The 19,549-nt window shown below is 70.4% G+C and carries 20 protein-coding genes; 3 read left to right on the top strand and 17 right to left on the bottom strand.

What is annotated here, in order from left to right:
- Positions 1-31: 31 nt before the first annotated feature.
- The 3 genes from O7623_RS03160 to O7623_RS03150 are packed head-to-tail and all read right to left on the bottom strand — an operon-like array spanning position 32 to position 2,966.
- Positions 32-553 carry an aromatic-ring-hydroxylating dioxygenase subunit beta gene (locus O7623_RS03160; protein WP_282227076.1) on the bottom strand — a complete coding sequence of 174 codons (522 nt, stop codon included), beginning with the start codon at positions 551-553 and terminating at the stop codon, positions 32-34.
- On the bottom strand, positions 550-1,860 hold the full coding sequence (locus O7623_RS03155) for an aromatic ring-hydroxylating dioxygenase subunit alpha (protein WP_282227075.1): 1,311 nt from the start codon (positions 1,858-1,860) through the stop codon (positions 550-552). Before O7623_RS03155 ends, O7623_RS03160 begins: the two co-directional genes overlap by 4 nt.
- The gene (locus tag O7623_RS03150; protein WP_282227074.1) at positions 1,857-2,966 is read right to left on the bottom strand and encodes a glycosyltransferase; all 1,110 of its coding nucleotides are present in this window, start codon (positions 2,964-2,966) and stop codon (positions 1,857-1,859) included. The genes O7623_RS03155 and O7623_RS03150 overlap by 4 nt, the downstream gene beginning before the upstream one ends.
- A 475-nt stretch (positions 2,967-3,441) precedes the next feature.
- Here O7623_RS03150 and O7623_RS03145 point away from each other — a divergent pair, with 475 nt between their 5' ends.
- Entirely contained in the window at positions 3,442-3,576 is a 135-nt protein-coding gene (locus O7623_RS03145; RefSeq protein WP_282227073.1) for a hypothetical protein, read from the top strand.
- 50 nt (positions 3,577-3,626) lie between these two features.
- On the top strand, positions 3,627-4,412 hold the full coding sequence (locus O7623_RS03140; RefSeq protein WP_282227072.1) for a fused MFS/spermidine synthase: 786 nt from the start codon (positions 3,627-3,629) through the stop codon (positions 4,410-4,412).
- A 6-nt stretch (positions 4,413-4,418) separates the two neighbouring features.
- On the opposite strand, the gene O7623_RS03135 is transcribed toward O7623_RS03140, so the two are convergent.
- From O7623_RS03135 to O7623_RS03115, 5 genes are all read right to left on the bottom strand, one after another.
- Entirely contained in the window at positions 4,419-5,039 is a 621-nt protein-coding gene (locus O7623_RS03135; protein ID WP_282227071.1) for a vitamin K epoxide reductase family protein, read from the bottom strand.
- On the bottom strand, positions 5,036-5,806 hold the full coding sequence (locus tag O7623_RS03130) for a thioredoxin domain-containing protein (RefSeq protein WP_282227070.1): 771 nt from the start codon (positions 5,804-5,806) through the stop codon (positions 5,036-5,038). Before O7623_RS03130 ends, O7623_RS03135 begins: the two co-directional genes overlap by 4 nt.
- Positions 5,807-6,049: 243 nt before the next feature.
- Positions 6,050-7,270: a cellulose binding domain-containing protein gene (locus O7623_RS03125; RefSeq protein ID WP_282227069.1), complete on the bottom strand. Its 1,221-nt coding sequence runs from the start codon at positions 7,268-7,270 to the stop codon at positions 6,050-6,052.
- Positions 7,271-7,414: 144 nt separating this feature from the next.
- Positions 7,415-8,386 (bottom strand): PaaX family transcriptional regulator C-terminal domain-containing protein, encoded by a 972-nt coding sequence (locus O7623_RS03120; RefSeq protein ID WP_282227068.1) that lies wholly within the window; start codon positions 8,384-8,386, stop codon positions 7,415-7,417.
- An 84-nt stretch (positions 8,387-8,470) separates the two neighbouring features.
- Positions 8,471-9,295, bottom strand: a complete 825-nt coding sequence (locus tag O7623_RS03115) for a helix-turn-helix transcriptional regulator (RefSeq protein ID WP_282227067.1) — start codon at positions 9,293-9,295, stop codon at positions 8,471-8,473.
- Between the two features lie 296 nt (positions 9,296-9,591).
- Here O7623_RS03115 and O7623_RS03110 point away from each other — a divergent pair, with 296 nt between their 5' ends.
- Positions 9,592-10,194: a prolyl oligopeptidase family serine peptidase gene (locus O7623_RS03110; RefSeq protein WP_282227066.1), complete on the top strand. Its 603-nt coding sequence runs from the start codon at positions 9,592-9,594 to the stop codon at positions 10,192-10,194.
- 5 nt (positions 10,195-10,199) lie between these two features.
- On the opposite strand, the gene O7623_RS03105 is transcribed toward O7623_RS03110, so the two are convergent.
- The 9 genes from O7623_RS03105 to O7623_RS03065 form a co-directional block, all read right to left on the bottom strand.
- Positions 10,200-10,535 (bottom strand): VOC family protein, encoded by a 336-nt coding sequence (locus O7623_RS03105; protein ID WP_282227065.1) that lies wholly within the window; start codon positions 10,533-10,535, stop codon positions 10,200-10,202.
- Entirely contained in the window at positions 10,532-11,515 is a 984-nt protein-coding gene (locus O7623_RS03100; protein ID WP_282227064.1) for an LLM class flavin-dependent oxidoreductase, read from the bottom strand. Before O7623_RS03100 ends, O7623_RS03105 begins: the two co-directional genes overlap by 4 nt.
- A gap of 9 nt (positions 11,516-11,524) precedes the next feature.
- A complete protein-coding gene (locus tag O7623_RS03095) occupies positions 11,525-12,496 on the bottom strand; it encodes an enoyl-CoA hydratase/isomerase family protein (protein ID WP_282227063.1) in 972 nt (323 codons plus the stop codon).
- A 14-nt stretch (positions 12,497-12,510) separates the two neighbouring features.
- Positions 12,511-13,503 carry an LLM class flavin-dependent oxidoreductase gene (locus O7623_RS03090; RefSeq protein ID WP_282227062.1) on the bottom strand — a complete coding sequence of 331 codons (993 nt, stop codon included), beginning with the start codon at positions 13,501-13,503 and terminating at the stop codon, positions 12,511-12,513.
- Entirely contained in the window at positions 13,500-15,110 is a 1,611-nt protein-coding gene (locus O7623_RS03085; RefSeq protein WP_282227061.1) for a class I adenylate-forming enzyme family protein, read from the bottom strand. The genes O7623_RS03090 and O7623_RS03085 overlap by 4 nt, the downstream gene beginning before the upstream one ends.
- A complete protein-coding gene (locus tag O7623_RS03080) occupies positions 15,107-16,114 on the bottom strand; it encodes an LLM class flavin-dependent oxidoreductase (RefSeq protein WP_282227060.1) in 1,008 nt (335 codons plus the stop codon). Before O7623_RS03080 ends, O7623_RS03085 begins: the two co-directional genes overlap by 4 nt.
- The gene (locus tag O7623_RS03075) at positions 16,111-17,238 is read right to left on the bottom strand and encodes an LLM class flavin-dependent oxidoreductase (protein ID WP_282227059.1); all 1,128 of its coding nucleotides are present in this window, start codon (positions 17,236-17,238) and stop codon (positions 16,111-16,113) included. The genes O7623_RS03080 and O7623_RS03075 overlap by 4 nt, the downstream gene beginning before the upstream one ends.
- Positions 17,239-17,318: 80 nt before the next feature.
- The gene (locus O7623_RS03070) at positions 17,319-18,380 is read right to left on the bottom strand and encodes an acyl-CoA dehydrogenase family protein (RefSeq protein ID WP_282227058.1); all 1,062 of its coding nucleotides are present in this window, start codon (positions 18,378-18,380) and stop codon (positions 17,319-17,321) included.
- A gap of 13 nt (positions 18,381-18,393) precedes the next feature.
- Complete coding sequence (locus O7623_RS03065) at positions 18,394-19,545, bottom strand: acyl-CoA dehydrogenase family protein (protein ID WP_282227057.1); 1,152 nt, start codon at positions 19,543-19,545, stop codon at positions 18,394-18,396.
- Positions 19,546-19,549: the final 4 nt, after the last annotated feature.

Raw genomic sequence — 19,549 nt, 5'->3', positions numbered from 1 at the left:
ACCGCCGGCCCCGACCGTCGTCACCGGACGGTCACAGGATGATGCTGAGCTTGCCGTGGTCGTACAACGTCTCGTGGTCGAGCACCACGAGCCGTCGGCGGATCCGGAAGGACTCCTCCTCGACGACGAGTTCGGACCGGTACTTTCCGACGTAGGCGTCCGATCGCCCGTGCCCGAACCGGTACACGACGAGGTTCGCCGTCACCTCGAGGTGGCTGCCCTGGTCGGTCAGGATCTCCACGTTGCTGATGATCCGGTTCGTGCGGGACCGGGGATTCTCGCACCACACCTCACCGTTGAGGAGTTGTTCGATCCGCTGGCGCAGTCGGGCGGCGTCGTCGTCGACGAGCGCGAGCGCGTCGACCGGCCCGCCCCGTACGTCGGTGGCCGGCACGCGGTAGCGGACGTCGTCGGTGAGCATCTCGTCGTACCACTCGCGCAGGCGCCACTCGTCGAGCAGCCGCGCCTCGCGGAAGAGGAACTGGCTCACCCGATGCCACATCCGCATCTGGACCGTGTCGTCGACCGTCAGCTCGGTGGTCACTGTGGTCACGCCCCTTGCGTCTCGGCCGGGTGAGCGATCTCGAGGTGCCCGGCGTCGCCGTGCATCAGCCGGTCCCACTGCCGCCAGAACTCGCGGGCGGGGAGCTCGTCGGTCGTCTCCGGGACCGCCTTGTTCATGCCTCGGGACAGGTCCGAGTAGCGGACCGTACGGTTGAGATAGCCTCGCTGGCAGGATTCGATGATCTCGATGTCGTCGGGGGTGGCGAAGCCGGCAGGGCCGAGGAACGTCAGGTAGTGGCTCTTACGGAGTTCCCTGATCTGCGGATCCTCGTCCTTCGGGGCCAGGGCGACCGAGGTGATGGCCATCCGGCCGGCGCCGACCGGATCGATCTTGCGGATCGTGATGGCGATCGCGTCGATGATCATCAGGTTGGGAAAGATCAGCACCGCCCGGTTGGTGCTGGTGATGCGTTCGGCGCGTTGGGCGCCGAACCGGTCGACGAACCGGGCGGCCGTCGCCTCGATCCGTGGCCGGACCTCGGGACTGAACATCGGCGTCCAGTACGCGAGCGGGCGGGCTGCCGCCGGCGGCAGCTCGTTGGCGCCATGTCCAAGGCCGAGGGCGCGGCCGAAACCGCCTCGTCGTCGTGGTGGCACCGACCCGAGCGACTCCATGTAGCCGACGTACCGCTTGTGCAGGGCCCGGAAATGGTAGATGTCGACGCTGTTCTCCATCATGAGCTTCCAGTTGGCCCGCGCCCCGTGCAGTTGCGCACCTTGGATCACCTCCATTCCGACCTCGGACTGGTCGTCGAGAAGGTCGAGGTACTCGGCCGCACCCGCCAGGTATTCGGTCAAGGTGAGCGGCTGCCGCTGATCGAAGGTGACGAACACGAAACCGCGGTAACTGTCACTGCGATGCTGTGCCAGACCGAAGTCCGCTTTGCGGAAACCGGGCCCGTACCCGTCCGGGATCGGGACCCCGACCAGGTCACCCTCGTTGGAAAAAGTCCAGTCGTGATACGGGCACCGGAACGATCTTGTCTGCCCCGCCGACTGCGAACAGATCAGTGCCCCCCGGTGGGTGCAGCTGTTGGCGAACACCCGGATCAGTCCGTCGGAACCGCGCGCCATCACCACCGGACGCCCGCCGACATCGCGAGCCACGTAGGAGCCCGGACCCGGAACCTCCGATTCGTGCCCGACGTACAGCCAACAGCGATCGAAGATCCTGGCCGTTTCGAGCGCGGCCAGGTCGTCGTCGGTGTAGGCACGACGATCCACCCGGAACGACATACGCTCGCGGTCGTCGACGACGATCGGGTCGACCACCGGCCGCTGCAGTTCGATCGTCACTGCTCCTCCCTTCGCTGTAGCGCTTCGACCGTGCCGAGGACCAACTCCGCCGTGCGTACGGCGGAATCGCCGCACTGCGGCTGCGCGGCGCGCAGCCGGGCCCGGTAGTGCCGGGCGGGATCAAGCAGATCGCCGACCGCGTCCGCGACCGCCCGCGCGGTCACGTCGGCCGGCTCCAGCGCCGTCCCGAAGCCCGCGCTGGCCACGAAGTACGCCTGGATCGGCTGATCCACCGCCAGCGGGATCACCAGCATCGGCGTCGCCGCCCGGATCGACTCCGCCACGGAGTTGTACCCACCGTGGGTGACGAACACGTCGGCGCGCTCGAGCACCTCACGTTGCGGCAGGTACGGGGCGGTGAGCACGTCGTCCGGCAGGGCGAGCTCAGCGGCCAGGTCCCCGACGGCAGCGATCACCTGCGCACCGGTCGCCGCCGCTCCGGTGATCACCGTGCGCAGCAGGTCCGGCCGCCGGTAGAAGATCGTGCCGAAGGAGACGTACACCACGGGACGGTCCGGGTCGAGCCGGTCCAGCTCCGCGAAGGTGACCTCGTCGCCACGGATCCCGGCCGCACCGGGCAGGCCGACGAGCTGTACGCCGTCGTCGGTGACCGCGTCGTCGCCGACGAGCGCGGGAATCGTCGGCATCAGATTGAGAATCGGCGACCGCGCCGAATGGGTCCGGGTCGACCACGCCACCCCGTGCCGGGTCAGATAGTCGCCGACCTGCTCGTCGTACGGCCAGCGACCCCGTCGGTGCTCGCGCGGGCACACCCCGCCCAGGTTGGCCCAGATCATCCCGTACGGCACACCGGAGCGCTGCGCGCCGACCATGGCCGACGCCGTGACCGGCAGCGAATCGAGGAGCACGAAGTCCGGGGCGGTCGTTTCGATCGCGTCAGCCGTCTGACCGGCCACCGGCGACGCCTGCAGCATCGGGCCGATCTTCGCCGGATCACCACTCCACGGTGCCATCTCGACCTGCCCGATCAGCTGGACGTGCGCTGTGCCGACAGCGCGGCGACGCTGCTGGTCGAGCTCGCCGCCGTCCGCCGACAACAGCAGCAGCGTCACCTCACCGCCGGCAGCTCGGAGCGCATTGACCACCGGAACATAGGGGTTCAGGTGACCATGCTGAGTCGTGGTGACAAGGGCGACGCGCATCAAATCTCCGATTCGACGGGGGCAACGGGAGCGACGGGGGGCGACAAGGTGCCACATGATCAGCTTCACAAAGCCTGCCGGGACGAACAATCGATGTCAATGCCTGGGAAGAATCGACTACCACTACTTTGCCGCAGGCGGTTCGACCATCTCCGGAAAGGTTGCCATTTGGCCGTTTCAGGCGAGTCGGAGTAGTTGGAGTGGCCGGTCTGGTTTTCCACTCAACTGGGGGCGTAACTGCGGCTCGGCCTCAATTCTGGCCATCCAGTGAGGTGCGGCTCCGATGCCACGGGTGGCATCGACGTCCAGCCTCGCCCCTACGCGTCCCAGGCCGAGCTGTTGTCGACGTTCGCCACCACGCTCGGGCCGAAAGTCCGTCCATATCGTACTCGATCGAGGAACGTACGCCTCGCAGCCGATGCTCACCCTGGTCGGACACAGCATGCTGACCCAGCGGCACGCCGAGCCGGACTGCCCCAGCTTCACCGACGAGTACCCGACGGTCACCGGCACCGCCCCGCAGTCGACACGACGGCTGGCGCTGGCACAGTAACGCGCATGGACGACCACCTGAGTCCGGCCGGGAAAGCTAGCCTGCTGGTCATGCGGACACCGGACGACCAGCTCGAGCTGGCCGCCGACCCGGCCCGGCCCACCGGGCGTACGCTGCTCGCCGGCGGAGTAGACCAGTCGTACGTGGATGTCGCCGACCCCACGTACCTGCACTTCGAGTACGTCCGTCGGATGGCCGCCGTAGCCGATCTCGCCGCGCCCGCCGGCACCCGGCTGGACGTACTGCACCTCGGCGGCGGCGCGCTGACGCTGCCCCGCTACCTCGCCGCGACCCGGCCGGGATCGACGCAGGTGGTGGTGGAACGGGATCCGGCGGTGGTCGCGCTGGTGGACCGGGACCTGCCGCCCCGACCGGCCGGCGTCGAGGTCCACGTGGCCGACGCACGGGCGGCGGTCACCGCCGCGCCCGCCGACTGCTACGACCTGGTGCTCGCCGACATCTACCAGGCAGCGCGGATGCCACCGCACGTCGCCACGATCGGTTTCGCCACCGAGGTGGCCCGGGTGCTACGACAGGACGGAATCTACCTGGTCAACGTCACCGACCTGCCGCCGCTGGTCGGCACCCGGGTGCAGGTGGCCACCCTGCGGACGGTCTTCGCCGACGTCTGCGTCGTCGCCGACCGGCGGATGCTGCGCGGTCGGCGGTACGGCAACGTGGTGCTCGCCGCGACGCGGCGCCCGGACCGGCTGCCGGTGGCGCTCCTGGCGGCCCGGACGTCACGGGACCCCGTACCGGGCCGTGTGCTGCACGGGCCGGCGCTGGACCGGTTCGTCGCCGGTGCCCGGCCCCGCGCCGACGACCCGCAGCGGTGAACGTGGTCAGGACAGCAGCGCGGCACCGTACTTCGACACCACGGCCAGGATCAGCACCAGCATCCAGATCGTCACCACGATGACGTCCAGGTCGGCGTCGACGAACTGCCGGGCCGAGCGGTGCGGGCGCGGTGGCAGGAAGAGATTGCCGTCGCGGATGTTGACGTGGGTCAGGGTGGCGAACACCAGGGTGGTGGAGACGGTCACCAGCAGGCACCACGGGCAGAGCGCGCCAATGACGAACATCGACTGGTAGAACAGCCAGTAGGCGAAGATCACTCCCAGGGTGTAGACGACCTGTGCCGCGAACATGAACCACCGGGGGAACCGGACCCCGCCCAGCGCGGCGACCGAGATGGTGATCACCACCGGTTCCGCGACCAGCCCGAGAAAGGCGTTCGGGAAGCCGAACAGTTGTGCCTGCCAGGAGCCGCCCACCGTGCCGCAGCTCAACACCGCGTTGATGTTGCAGGTGAGGTTCGCGGCCGGGTCGGCGGCCAGGCGCACCGCGTCGACCGACAGCACGAACGAGGCGAGCAGGCTCAGGCACGCCGAGAACAGCATCGTGCCGTAGATCCAGCCGTTGGAGTGCCGTACCGCACGCAGCCGGGTCAGCGTCGCGGTCACTGCGGCCCCGCCGCGGCCGCGGTGAGGGCCCGGGTCAGCGGTCCGGCGGTGTACAGGTCGCCGGTGAACGTGGTGCCGTCGATGCGCACGGTCGGAGTGCCGGAGATACCGCTGGCGAAAGCCTGCTCGGTGGCCGCGGCGATCCACGATTCGAACCGTCGGTCGTCGAAGGTGGCCACGACGGCATCCGGGACGCCGGCGTCCCGGGCCAGCGTGGCGATGGCGTCGTCGGACAGTCCTTCGGTGCCCTCGGCGGGCTGCTGCTCGAACAGCGCCTGGTGGAACGCGAGCAGTTGGTCGGGTGCCCGGTCCGCGACGGTCGCCACCGCGTTCGCGGCCCGGGTGGAGTATTCGCCGCCGGCGGACGCCTCGTCGAGGAACGACAGCGGGTACAACTGCAGGCGAACGGTGCCCTGGGCGACCAGCCGGGCGACGTCGTCGCCGTTGGCCCGTTCGAACCGACCGCAGAAGGGGCACATGTAGTCGAGGAAGACCTCGAGTTCCACCTCGGCCATCGGGTCTCCGATGGTCAGCGAACCGGCCGCGGTGGCCGACGACGGCCGCTGCGAGGCATCTGCACCCGCCGCGACGCGGCCCGGCTCCCGGCCCATCGCGTCGACGACCGCCACCGCGATCGCGACGACCAGCGCGGCGATCACGACACCGCCGACCGAGTACGCCCACCGCCGCCTGCGACCGCGCTGTGCGGCGATCGCGGCCTGCGCCTCGCGCAGCGCGCGCGCCCTGTCCCGGCTCTGCTTGCCCACTGTCGAACTCCCGTGGTCGCCACCCGACGGTGGCGCGGCTGGTCATCGCCGGCGCCACCGTACTGTCACTGACAGGGCTACTCTCCGACAGGATTGCGCCGGCCGCCGCTGGCGAAGGTCACAGCCGGGCCGGGCCATTGGTCCTACGACCGGGCTGCACCATGAGCGGCGCAGCCGTGTCGGGCCGGTGCCCCGACACCGGCCCGACGCGACGCGACGGTGGGACACTCAGGTTGCCGGGAGTCAGTTTCCGGTGCAGGTGGCGGTGGCGCCGCTGCCGTTTCCGGTGCCCTGGAATCCGAAACTGGTGCTCTGGCCGGCGGCCAGCCGACCGTTGTAGCTCTGGTTCGTGACGGTGACCGTGCCGCTGGTGCCGCTGGCGACGCCGTTCCACATCGAACTGACCGACGCTCCACTCGGCAGGTTGAGCGTGACCCGCCAACTGGTCAGCGGGGTGCTGGCGGCGGTCACGGTGACCGTCGCGACGAACCCGCTGTTCCACTGGTCCTGCACCGTGTAGGCGGCGGTGCACGCCGGCGTCCCGCCGGGTGGCGGGGTGGTCGGTGGCGGGGTGGTCGGCGGCGGGCTGGTCGGCGGCGGGGTGGTCGGCGGCGGGTCGCCGTCGAGCGTCAGGTTCTTCTGCTGAACGCTCCACTGGCTGCGGCACAGCCCGCAGTCGGTGCCGACGAAGTTGGCACCGGCGGCGGTGTCGCCCTTCAGCCGCCACTTGAGGTAGAGCACCGCCACCCGACCGAACTCGCCGCCGTTGGGCTGGTCGTAGGTGCCGCCGTGCCCGACGTTCAGGTTGCCCATGAAGGCGGGCAGCCCGGCCGGCAGTTTGCCCCAGTCGTCGATGGCGTTCGGGTACGCGATGTCGCTGGGCCCACCGATGAAGTAGGCGATCGGCTTGGTCAGTCTCCTGAGCTGGTAGTCGTCGGCGTCGTTCAACAGTCCGCTGCTGAAGATGCCGGTCGTGGTGACGCGCGGGTCGTTCGAGACGGCGTAGGCCTCCAGGCCACCGCAGGAGAAGCCGGCCACGGCGACCCTGGTCGTGTCGAGCTTGTTGTAGTACTTGCTGCCCGGTCGGGAGTTCTCCGCTACGGCCCAGTCGATGGACTGGGTGAGCATCTGCGAAGTGGTGGAGCCGGACCCGTTCGGCGCGCCGTTGGCGATGGCGAGGAAGCCGTGGGAGGCGATCTCGCGGAGGAAGTTGCCCTGCGACAGGCCGTTGGCCGAGCAGCCGCCGTTGCCCCAGGCAAGGATCGGAAGGCGCTCGGCCGGCAGGGTCTGAGGTCGGAAGATGGTGTGGTTGGCCAGGCTGGCCGCGGTCTCGTAGTCGGCGGGATAGGGACCGGAGCCACCGATCGCGGCGCTGGCCGGTGGCGCGCCGAGCGCCACGATCACCGCGGTGGCCGGGACCACGACGGCGACCAGGCCGGCGCAGATCATCGATCTTCTTCGCATGTGCCCTCCAGCGGGTGTCGCGACGGGCGCGTGGACCGCCCGGCCTCGGTCCCCACAGCGCTCCGATGGGAGCTGTGCAGTTACTATTACCGTCGCAACGAAATGTGTCAATGGATTGTCTGCCCTGACCGGCCACGGTCGCGGTCAACCTGACGAAGGCGGGGCGGCCCGTGCGCCACCGGTCGGTTCGGGGCATGTGGGATCAGGCGACGCCTGGAAGTGGGTGATCCACGCGGCGGCGTCCGGCCAGTACGGTGTCGCCACCTCGACGAGGCGGGCCTGCGCAAGCGCACCGAGCGCGCAGTGGATGTCCAGGAAGATGTCCCTGGCCTGCTGCCGGGGCCAGGGCTGTGGTAACAGGTGAGCCGGCAGGTCCGGGTCGGTGTCCGGGAACCACCGCCAGGAATCCATGGCCGAGGTCCGGGCCACCAGCGCCCCGGCAGCGTCCACCTCCCCGTTGCGTACGGCGGTCCGCAACGGCCCGTACCGCGCGATGAAGCGGGCGTACGCGGCGGAAAGTCCGGTCAGGTCGTAGGCGCTGGCCGGGCCGTGCGGTCCGGCCTCCTCGTCGAACCGAACGTGCATGACCGACCAGCGGGCACCCGCCACCTGGTGCAGCAGCTCGTTCAGCACCTGCCGCACCGGCGCCACGTCGGTTCCCGGCCGGATCCAGGCGCTGTCGTACAGACCTACGAAGCGCAGCGCGCTCAACGATCGGCGGACCGCGTGCCGCGCGGCCTGCCCGGAACTCGGGATCGAGTACGACACCAGCACCCACTCACCGGTCCACCGCGGTGGCTGGGCACCGAAGTTCAGGAAGTGCCGCATCCGCTGGCGGTGCCGGGCGATCGCGGCGGGCGTGAGGTGGTAGACCGGCGGCCGACCGCGCCCCCGGGTCGCGATCAGACCGCGCTTGACCAGCCGGGACAGCGCCGCACGGGCACTTGGTTCGCTGACTCCGAACTCGCCCAGGATCGCGATGACCGCCGTCGACGGCAGGTCGGCGTCCGCGGAGTCGAGATACTCACCGAGCAGGGTCGCCAGCAGATGCTGCGGGCTGGAGCCGACCTGGGCACGGGGAGGTCGAAGGTCGTCGGCGGGTTCCTCGGCGTTCACCTCACCAGATTGCACCGGTCGGCACTGCCTCGCCGCCGGGGCCAGCGGGCCCGGACTCGGCGCGGACCAGCCGACGGAGGGCGGTCACAGCAGCGTACCGATCCGTTGCGCGGTGTCGCTGCCACGGACCGGGACGAGGACCGTCAGTTGGAGGTCGGGTGCGCCGGCCGGCCGCAGCACCACCTCCTCGAGGCGCAGGAGCCCGGCCTGAGGATGGTCGAACACTTTGCTGGCGCCCACCCGGCTACGCACCTCAGCGGCGGACCACCACCGGTCCACCTCGGGGTGGGCGCGCAGCCGGTCGAGGACCAGGGCGAAGCGTGGATCGTCGGTGAGCCCGGCGCTGTCGGCGCGGACCTCGGCGACCACCCGCCTCGCGTGGGCGGACCAGTTGACCAGCCGGGCCCGGATGACCGGGTGGAACGTCAACACCGCGACGTTGGGTTCGTCCGCCGGGACGGTGGAGTACCGCCAGAGTGCCTCGGCCGCGTGGTTCCAGGCGATCAGGTCCCATCTGCGGTCGGTCAGGATGGCGGGAGCGGGATGCTGTCCGTCGACGAGATCCTGCAGCGCCGGTGAGGGCTCGGCGGGAGCCGGCGCGCGCGGTGTCGGGCCGGCGAGGGCGAGCAGGTGCGCGGTCTCGTCCGGACCCAGCCGCAGCGTCCGGGCCAGCGCCCGCAGTACGTCCTCCGACGGGTTGATCGGGCGGGCCTGTTCCAACCAGGTGTACCAGGTGACGCTGACCCCCGCGACGACGGCGACCTCCTCGCGGCGGAGTCCTGCGGCACGTCGGGGGCCGCCTTCGGCCAGGCCCAGATCGGCGGGGCTGAGCCCGGCCCGACGTGCGCGAAGGAACTCCGCCAGCGCCCGGCGCTGGCTCGCGCTGGTACGGCCCTGCGACTCGGGCACGGATCCCTCCTGTCCACCGGGCTCAGCGTGGTACTCGCAGCACCAGTATCCACACCGTCTTCCTCGACCGGCCCGCGGACGCGAGGGTGGACCTCTTCCTACCGTGAGGAGTCGACAGTGTCACTTCGCCTTCGATCTCGGCGTACCCGCGCCGCCGTCGGGCTCGTCCTCGCGCTGGCCATGCCGATGCTGCCCGCCGCGCCAGCGCGGGCCGACATCTGGCCCACAGCGACGACCAGCGCCGACGCCACGACCTGGGAGTACCTGCCCGGGGTGGAAGCAGACCCGCCGACGGCATGGCGGTCAGCAACATCACCTACCGGGTGGGCACCGAGGCTGCCCGGTTCCCGGTGCCGGCCCAGGACATCACCTGCGCGGTGGACGCCTCGGTCGCGGCGGTCCGCCGCGCCGGGTACCGCCCCGGACCGGTGGTCCTGGTCGGACACTCGGCGGGGGCCCACCTCAGCTCACTCGCCGCGTTCGGTGCCGCCGAGTTCCGCACACCGCAGTGCCGGCACCCGCGGGCCCGGGTCGACGGGTGGGTCGGCCTGTCCGGAATCTACGACCTGACGCTGGTTGGTGAGTATGCCTGGACGATAATGGGTGCCACCGCCGAGGAGAACCCCGAGCTGTACGCCCGGGCGGCCACCGAGACGTACCTCGGCGGTCGTGGCAAGCGGATCGACACCCTGATCGTGCACGGCGACGCCGACGCCCTGGTGCCGCCGTTCATCGCGACGGACTTCGCGGCCCTGCTGCACGAGCGCGGCTACCCGGTCCGGTTGGAGAGCGTGCCCGGCGCCGATCATCTGGCCACCTTCCAGGCATCCGTGGTCGCGGACACCCTGCTGGACTTCCTCGACGGTGTGGGGTGTCGCCCCGGCCCCCGGTCGCGGTAGTCGGGTCAGGCCCGTCGTTCGTAGACGACGACCGGGACGCCGCCCGGGTCGACGACCACCGACCGCCGCTCATGCGGGCCCGGCACAGGCTCCCCGACGGACGCGCCGGCCGCAGCCAACTCGGCGACGCAGCGGTCGAGGTCGTCGACTTCGATGCTGAGCAGGGTGCGGCCGGCGACGGGCTGCTGTGATCCGTCGGCCAGGCCGATGGTCACCGTCCCGTCGGTGAGCGCGACGTACCGGTCGCCGTCGCGGAACCGCACCGTCAGCCCGAGCCGGGTGTAGAAATCGACCTGGGCGGCCAGCTCCCCGGCCGGAACGATCACGTGGCCGATCCTCATCGCCGGAACCTCGGCATGACCTCGCGGGCGAACCGTTCGACGATCTCGACGGACCGCTCGATCGGCAAGCCGAGCCACTGGGCGCGGAAGACGAAGTGGTTGAAGCCGGCGGCGGCGAAATCGGAGATCTTCGCGGCGATGTCGTCGGGAGAGCCGAAGAAGAGCGCCTTCTCCTTGATCGCCTCCCACTGGGACTCGAAGAAGTCCATGCCGTACTGGACGTACTCGCCGTAGGACCGGCGGACCGCGTCGCCGGCGATCGCGTGCGCGGCGTCGGCGGAGTCCGCGACGCACAGGTCCCGGTGGATCGGGAACACCGCGTCCTGCTCGCTGAAGCCGGCCGCCGTGCGCAGCTGCCGGTATTCGGTCAGGTTTCCGACGGCCCAGTTGCGACGCACGTTGGACGGGGCGAGCCACGGCAGGCCCTGACGGGCGATCCGGGCGATGCCGGTCGGGCCGTTGGCGCCGACCCAGACCGGCGGGTGCGGCCGCTGTCGCGGCAGTACGCTGCACCGCACCCCGTCCAGGGTGAAGTGCCGTCCCTCGTGGTGGACGGGCTCACCGGTCCACAACTGCTGCATCACCGCCAACGCCTCGTTCATCCGTGACACCCGGGTACGCCGGTCGACACCGAAGGAGGAGAACTCGGCGTCGCGGTAGCCGGAGCCGATGCCCAGGACGAACCGGCCGCCGGACATCTGGTCGATCGTGGCGATCTCCTCGGCCCAGTGCACCGGATGTCCGAGGGGCAGGATGAGGATGCCGGTACCGATCTGCATACTGCCGGAATGTTCGACGAGCCGGCTCAGCAGCGGCATCGGCTGCGGTGTGGCCAGCGACGACAGATAGTGGTGGATGCCGAACACCGAGTCGTAGCCGAGGTCGCGGATGTGCTGGACGTACTCGATCGTCTCCCCGATCCGCCGCTGCAGATCGTCGCCGAGCTCGTACTGGTGATCGAGGAGGATGCCGAACTTCACGACCGCGCCCTACTTCTCGCGTGACCGGGTGCCGCTGAGCCGGAAGTACGGTGCGACCAGCCGGTCGCGGTCGGCCAGCGCCTGGCCGATGCCCTTCTCCCGGCGCTCCTTGAGGAAGTTCCAGTCCCCTTCGTCGAAGCTGACGTTGGTCGCCCAGCCATGCCCGACCCAGCCGGTCATCGCGCCGAGGCCCTTGCCCCGGGCCTCCATGACCAGCTGCATCATCGACTTGCCCATCATCAGCGAGTCCAGCGGCATGACCGCGATCGCGTCGGCGTAGTCGTCGACCCAACGCTGCAGCTCGTCACGTTCGACCACCTTGGTGACCAGGCCTTTGCGTTCACCCTCCTCGGCGCCGATGGCCCGCATGGTCAGCATGACGTCCTTCATCGTGGTCAGGCCGACCTTCTCGATCCAGTGGTACATGTCCTGCGGGGCGGGACCGAGGTAGCGGAACGCCGGATGGGTGAACCGGGCGTCGGGGCTGGCGATGACGATGTCCGCCGACAGCGCGATCTGGAAGTGGCCGCCGTAGCAGTACCCCTGCACCTGGCAGATGGTCGCCTTGAGCGACTCGATGATCGGGCGGGTGAATCCGGAGCTGAGCACGTTGCGGTCGGGCAGGATGCGCTGCCGCTGCGCCGGCCGCCGTCGTGACGCGGAGTCCGTACCGGTTCGGTAGCCGATGTAGTGCCCGAGTTCGGCGGCGTCGGCGCCGGTGCCGAAGTGTTCGCCTTCGCCCTTGAACACGATGACCTTGACCCGGTCGTCGGTCTCGGCCTCGCGGACCAGGTCGCCGACGCGCTCGAAGGCGGCCACCGGAATGGCGTTGAGCCGCTCGGGACGGTCGAAGGTGATGGTGGCGACCGATCGCTGCTCGTCGACGTCGTACCGGACGTACTTCGCCAGGACCTCGGGGTCGACCTCCATGTTCTCGACGTCCCACTGGTGTTCCAGAAGTTCGGCTTCGGTCTTCTTCATGGCGGTTCCTTAGGTCAGCTGGTACGGAAGGCGGGCATCACCTCGGCGGCGAACAGCCGCAGCGAGGCGCGCAGTTTCCCGGTCGGCATGCCGAGCCACCCGGGGCGGAAGATGACGTGGTCGAACCCCAGGTCACGCAGGGCGGAGATCCGTTCGATGAGCAGCTCCGGCGAACCCAGCAGCAGCGTGTTGCGGACCAGTTCGTCGAAGCGGTCCCGCTGCCAGCGCAGCGCCGGGTACTCGGCGTAGGTGGCGTACTCCCGCCGGGCGTGCGGCAGCGCCTCGGCGACGGCCTGCTCGGTGCTCGGCGCGCAGTACAGCTCGACCCCGACCGGACGCTGCACCGTCGTCGGATCCCGGCCGTACTCGGCCAGCGCCTCCTCGTAGACGGCCCGATGCTCGGGCAGGAAGCGCCGGCTCGGCGAGTTGCCCGGCGCGTACCAGGCGTCGCCGAGACGGGCGGCCCGGCGTACCGCTCTCCTGCCACCGGCGCCGATCCAGATCGGCGGACCGCCCGGGGTCAGCGGCGCGACGCCGATCGTGGCGTCGGTCTGCGGGTAGAACTCGCCGTCCTGGGTGACCGGTCGTCCGGTCCACAGCGCGCGGATCAGCCGGATACTCTCGTCGAAGCGCCGGAACCGGGTCTGCGGGTCGATCCCGAACGCGGCGAGCTCGTTCTCCCGGTAGCCGGCGCCGACGCCGAGGACCACCCGTCCGCCGGAGAGGTGGTCGAGGGTCGCGAACTCCTCCGCGACGTGTACGGGGTGGAACATCGGCAGCAGCAGGATGCCGGTGCCGAGCAGCATGTCGCCGGAGCGCGGAATGAGGCTGGCGAGCATGGAGATCGGCTGCGGGGTGGCCAGGTTCGACTGGAAGTGGTTGATCGTCCACACCGAGTCGTAGCCCAGTTCCGCGGCGAGTTCGACGGTGCCGAACAGCTCGGCGAGGTGCGCGCCGAGGTCGTCGCCGTGCGGGTACTGGTGCGAGGCCATGATGCCGAACTTCATCCGGACGCACCCGCCCGCGTCGTGGCCGGCGCAGCCCGGCTGATCTTGCCGGTGGCGCTGCGTTCCAGTGCGGCGACGAACTCGATCCGCCGGGGCGTCTTGAAGTGGGCGAGCCGGTCCCGGGCGTGCGCGACGAGACGCTGGGAGAGTTCGCTGTCGGTCACCGTGTCGTCGGGCCTGCGCACCACGAGGGCGACCGGTATCTCGCCGAGCCGGTCGTCCGGCCGGCCGAGCACCCGTACGTCGTCGACCAGCGGATGCCGGCGCAGCTCGTCCTCGATCTCCTCGGGCCAGACCTGGAAGCCGCCGCATTTGATCATGTCCCGCTTCCGGCCGACCAGGAACAGCACCCCATCGTCGTCGACGTAGCCGATGTCGCCGGTGTGCACCCAGCCGTCCCGGACCAGCTCGCGGGAGGCGGCGTCGTCGTCGACGTAGCCCCTGGTCAACGCGGAGCGGACCACCACCTCGCCCGGTCGCCCGCCCGGCAGTGCGGCACCGGTCTCGTCCCGGATCTCCAGCTCCACCCCCGGGTAGACCCGCCCGGCGGAGCCGGGCTTCCAGCGGCCGGCCCTCATGTCCCGGCCGGTCCAGCCGGCGATGTGCCCGGCTTCGGTCGATCCGTAGTTGACCAGGATCGGCACCTGGTACCGCTCCTCGAAGGCGCGGCGCAACGACCACGAGATGGCCTGACCGGCCACCAGGACGGACTTGACCCCGTCGAACGGCAGGTCCCGTTCGGCGTGCACGATGTCGTAGACCATCGTGGGCAGGAAGAAGAAGTTGTCGAACCGGAACCGGTCCATCAGGTCGGCGAGCCGGTCGACGCCGAACCTCTCCCAGACCACCGCCGGACGCCCGACGAAGAACGCGAACAGCAGCGAGTGCTGGCCGCCGCTGTGGAACAGCGGTAGGGCGATGAGGTTCGGCCTGGCGTCCCGCGCGGCGGTGCCTTCGGCGTCGGTGCCGGTGGCGACGCGGGCCAGCCGCATGAGCGAGTCGCGGGTCCCGCCGTGGGTGACGCTGACCGCCTTCGGCCGGCCGGTGGTCCCGCCGGTGAACAGCACACAGGCTTCGGCCTGCGGGTCGACGTCGACCGCAGGTACCCGGACCTGCCGATACCACGTCAGCGGCGGGACGTCCGGCCCCGCGACGTCGTCGGGCGCGGAGGGCAGTTCCCCGACGCGGCGGACCGGGACCCTCGTGCCGGCCCCGGTGCCGACGAGTTCGGCGACCACGTCCGGGCTGCGTCCGTCGACGAGCAGCAGCCGAGGGCTGGTCTTGGCCAGCGACTCGGCGAGCTCGGTGGCGTTGTACAGACTGCTGACGGTGACCGGGACCGCGCCGATCTTCCAGCAACCGAAGAGGAAGAAGACGATGTCCGGGCCGTTGGTCAGGTAGCAGGCGACCCGGTCGCCCGCACCCACGCCTTCGTCACGCAACGCGACGGCCACCCCGCCGGCGAGCAGGTCGATCTCGTCGAACGTCCACGACCGACCGTCCTCGCCGTACAGCCCGACGACGTCGGCACGGTCGGCGCGGCGGCGTTGCAGAACGCGGGCCAGATTGTCGGCGTTCGACGGGGTGCTCGTGGCGCTGTCGCTCATCGGACCGCCTCAGGGGTCGTCGTCGAGGTGGCGAGCCGGGGAATGACCTCCGCGCCGAAGCGGGCGAGCTGCTCCATCGCCTCGGCCTGGCTGGCGCCGACGAACTGGTGCCGCAGCGAGACCTCGGTGATGCCGAGTTCGGCCTCCCAGCGCCGGAGCTTGTCGACGATCTCGTCAGCCGAGCCGACCAGGCAGTCCTGCGCCAGGTACCGGTCGATGTCCAGGGACTGGGCGTCGTCCCAGGACCGGTAACCGGCGTACTGACGCTGCAGGTGCGGTCGGACGGCCTTGACCGCGGCGGCGTAGCTGTCGCCGATGAACGCCTCCCGGCTCATCGGGTACTCACGATCGAGGGTGAAGCCACGGTCGGCGAGCTCGCCCCGGTAGACGCCGAGCAGCCGGGCCAGCTCCGCGTCGGTGCCCTTGGGCCCAATGAGCCACGGCGCGTCCAGTCGGGCGGCGCGGCGGACCGCCGACTCGGCGAACGCGCCGATCCACAGCGGCGGGCCGCCGGGCTGCACCGGGCGCAGCGCCAGCGACGCGCCGGGGGCCTCGCCCCAGCTGCCGGAGATGTCGATCGTCTCGCCGTTCCACAGCGACCGCAGGATCGGGACGTACTCACGCAGTCGACGCAGCCGGTCGGTCCACTCCACGCCGAACGCGGCGGTCTCCCGTTTGCGGTAGCCGGCGCCGATGCCCACGGTCAACCGTCCCCGGCAGAGCACGTCGAGGGAGGCGAGGTCCTCGGCGAGCGCGACCGGGTTCAGCAACGGTGCCAGCAGTACGCCGAAGCCGATGCGTACCCGGGTGGTCGCCCGGGCGAGGTAGCCGGCCAGCGGCACCGGCTGGACGAACGCCGACCTGGCGAGGAAGTGGTGGCCGAGGTAGACGGCGTGGAAGCCGGCCGCCTCGGCGGCGGCGGCCTGGTCCAGCACCTGATCGATGCCGTCGGAGGCGTTGGTCGACGGATCGAACTGGGCGCTGAGGAAACAGCTGACCCTCATCCGACGACCGCCTGGGGGGCGGTGGTCGTCAGCACGTCGTCGGCCCGGTCGTGGCCGTCGGTCCGGCGGACCGCCTGGTCCGCCGCGCGGAAGTGCGGGATCACCTTGGTGGCGAACTCCTCCATGGACTTCAGCGCGCTCCGCCGGTCGAGCGACGGGATCCGCAGCCAGCTGATGTAGTGGTTGATGCCGAGCTGCTCGCGCAGCATCTCGATGGTCTCGATGACGCGCTGCGCCGAGCCGAAGTTGCCGCCGTGGGTCAGGGTCTGCTCCAGGGTCAGCAGTTCGATGTTCTTGGCGACCGCCGCGTAGTAGGACCGTTCCTGCTCGATGGCCTCCTCCGAACCCGGGATCACCTTTCCGACTGACTTGTAGTAGTTCATCGCGGCCGAGGCGGCTTCACGCAGGCCGTCCTCGCCGTCGCCGCACCACACCTGTTGCATGAAGGGCAGTTCGTAGGCGGCGATGTCGAACCCGTTGGCCTGCATGCTCTGCCGGTAGAGGCTGAAGTTCTTCTGCATGATGCCCAACGGCGTGAAGTTCGGTGAGGTGATGATCGACTCGCCGACCGCACCGCGCTCCCGGAAGCTGTCCGGGGAGACCGTCCCCTGCAGGATCGGCGGACCGCCGGGGGTGAACGGCCGGGGGTAGGTCGTGACGTCGTCGAAGTGGTAGATCTCGCCGTGGTAGGAGAACTTCTCCTGGGTCAGCGCCAACCGCAGCACGTCCAGAGTCTCCTGGTAGCGCTGCTTCGACTCGGCCAGGGCGATCCCGAAGCCGGCGAACTCGGCCGGCTGGTAGCCGCGGCCGACCCCGATGGTCACCCGACCGCCGCTGAGCACGTCGAGCGCGGCGATGTCCTCGGCCAGCCGCAGCGGGTGGTGCAGTGGAAGCACCAGCACGGCCGTGCCGATCGTGATTCGTTTGGTCCGCTCGGCGACGGCCATGCCGAAGTTGACCGGGCTGCCGAGGATGCCGTACTTCGAGAAGTGGTGCTCGGCCAGCCAGATCGAGTCGAAGCCGAGTTCGTCGGCCAGCTGGATCTCGTCGAGAGTCTCTCGTAGCACCTGATGGTCCGATGCCCCGTCGGCCACCGGGAACAGGTTCATGATTCCGAACTTCACGACCACTCCTCGTTTATTCCGACCAGCCGGTATGTTACCGCTGCGTTACTGGCACTGCAAGGTCTGCGCAGGTCAGCGCGTTAGTCCGTGGATTGTCCCGGGCCCGCCCGGCGCGCTTCGATCCGTAGCGCGCCGGCCCGGTGACGGTGCCACCGGCCACGGCCGGCCCGGGCGTCGAGCACCAACGCCCGACGCAGGAACAGATGCGGATCCGCTTCCATGGTGATGCCCATCCCGCCGTACACCTGGATGGCCCGCTCGGCGGCGAAGACCGCGGCCTTCCCCGCGGCGGCCTTGGCGGCGTGCACCTGGATCCCGGCGTCCGGGCGGCGGTTGTCGACGGCCCAGGCGGCGTAGAGCGTCAGGTCCCACGCCGCCTTGCGCGCGGTGGCGGCCTCGGCCAGCTGGAACGCGACCCCCTGGAACGATCCGATCACCCGGCCGAACTGCACCCGGGTACGGGCCTGCTCGGCGGCCAGCTCGATCGCGCCCTGCGCGACGCCGCACAACTCGGCGGCGACCACCAGCGTCGCCCGCCACAACCCGGTGCCGACCGGATCGACCCGCTGTGGTGTGGACAGCGACACGTCCGACAGCGGCACCGACGGGTCGAACGACCGCCGTTCGGTGACCCAGGCCTCCTCGGTGAACGCGGCAGCGTCCGCGACCCAGATCCCGTCGGGACCTGCGACGACGAACCCGTCCGCCTGGGCGGCGTACGGCACCAGGGTCCGCACCAGCGGATCCGTCACCGACCGGTCCGGCCAGCCAGCCATGGACGGCACGTCGACCGCCGGGGTGAGCACCCGGCTGCCGTCGAGGATCCCGTCGGGCAGCGGCGCCGTGGGCCGGTCGGCGCCGCAGAGCAGCTGTACGGCGCCCGCGTGGGCCGCGAACCGGCTCGGGACCAGGTGCTCACCGAGCACCTCGACGGCGACGAGCAGATCGATCAGAGCCGACCCGACACCACCGGCGGACTCGGGCACGCCGAGCAGCCCGAAGTCGCGCAGCAGCGGCCCATCGGCGGCGCAGGGCCGCCAACCGGTCGACAGCGCCGCGCGCGCCGTGCCGGCCTGCGCCTTGGCGAGGGCCGCGACGGCCTCGCCGATCTCCTGCTGCTCCTGGGTGAATGTCGCGTGCACGTGGCCACTCCGCTCAACGTGAGCGGGGCAGGTTCAGCACCCGCTCCGCGAGAATCGACTTCTGGACTTCCTCCGTGCCGCCCTCGATCGTGTGTGCGCGGGCACGCAGATAGCGGTGCATCCGGGCGGCGGCCCCGGCACCGTCGAGAAGTACCCCGCCGGCCTCGTCGAGCTGCACCGCGAGCCGGTTCGCGTTCTGGACCACGCCGGCCCACAAGCTCTTCAACGCCGACGTCTCCGGTCCGGGGACGCCGCCGGCACGACTCTCCGCCAGCATCCGCATCGACCCGATCCGGACCGCCTCCGCGTCGCACTGCAGGGCGCCGACCGTGTCGACGAAGGCGCTGTCGTCGGCCAGTCCCCGCGCGATCGCCAGATCGACGACCCGGTCCACCGCCTGGCGGGCCCACACCCACAGGTTCAGCGCCATGCTGCCGCGTTCGAAGGCAAGCGTGGTGAGGGCGACCTTCCAGCCGTTGCCGACCCCGCCGAGCACGTCGGAATCGGGGACGAACACGTCGTCGAGGAACATCTCGTTGAACTCGGTGTCCCCGTTGATCATCACCAGTGGTCGGACGGTGAACCGGTCCATCGGGGCCAGGAAGTAGGTGATGCCCCGGTGCCGGGCCGCCTCAGGATCGGTCCGCGCCAGCAACAGACACCGGGAGGCGTTGTGCGCGTTGGAGGTCCAGACCTTGGTGCCGTTGATCAGCCAGCCGCCGTCGACCCGGGTCGCGGCCGTACGCAGACTCGCCAGGTCGGAACCGGAGCCGGGCTCGCTGAAGCCCTGGCACCAGTACTCCTCGCCGCGCAGGATGCCCGGCAGGTACCGGCCCTGCTGCTCGTCGCTGCCGTGCGTGATGATCGTCGGACCGGCCAGCATCATGCCGACCCCGTTGAGCGGGTACGGCGCGCCCCGGACCGCAGCCTCCTCGTTGAAGATCGCCTGCGCCAACGAGTCCATTCCCCGGCCGCCGTGCTCGACCGGCCAGGACAACCCGGCCCAGTTGCCGGCGCAGAGCCGCTCCTGCCACACCCGTGACCAGTGCTCACGCTCGGTCTGGGACAGCTCCTCCTGATCGGGCACGTCGCGCAACGCCCGGTCGAGCCAGTCGCCGGCCTCACGCCGGAACGCGAGGTCGCTGTCGCTGTCATCGAAGTCCACGCCG

Source organism: Solwaraspora sp. WMMD791, from assembly GCF_029581195.1.
GTDB lineage: Bacteria > Actinomycetota > Actinomycetes > Mycobacteriales > Micromonosporaceae > Micromonospora_E.
This window is presented reverse-complemented; position numbering and strand designations above follow the sequence as displayed.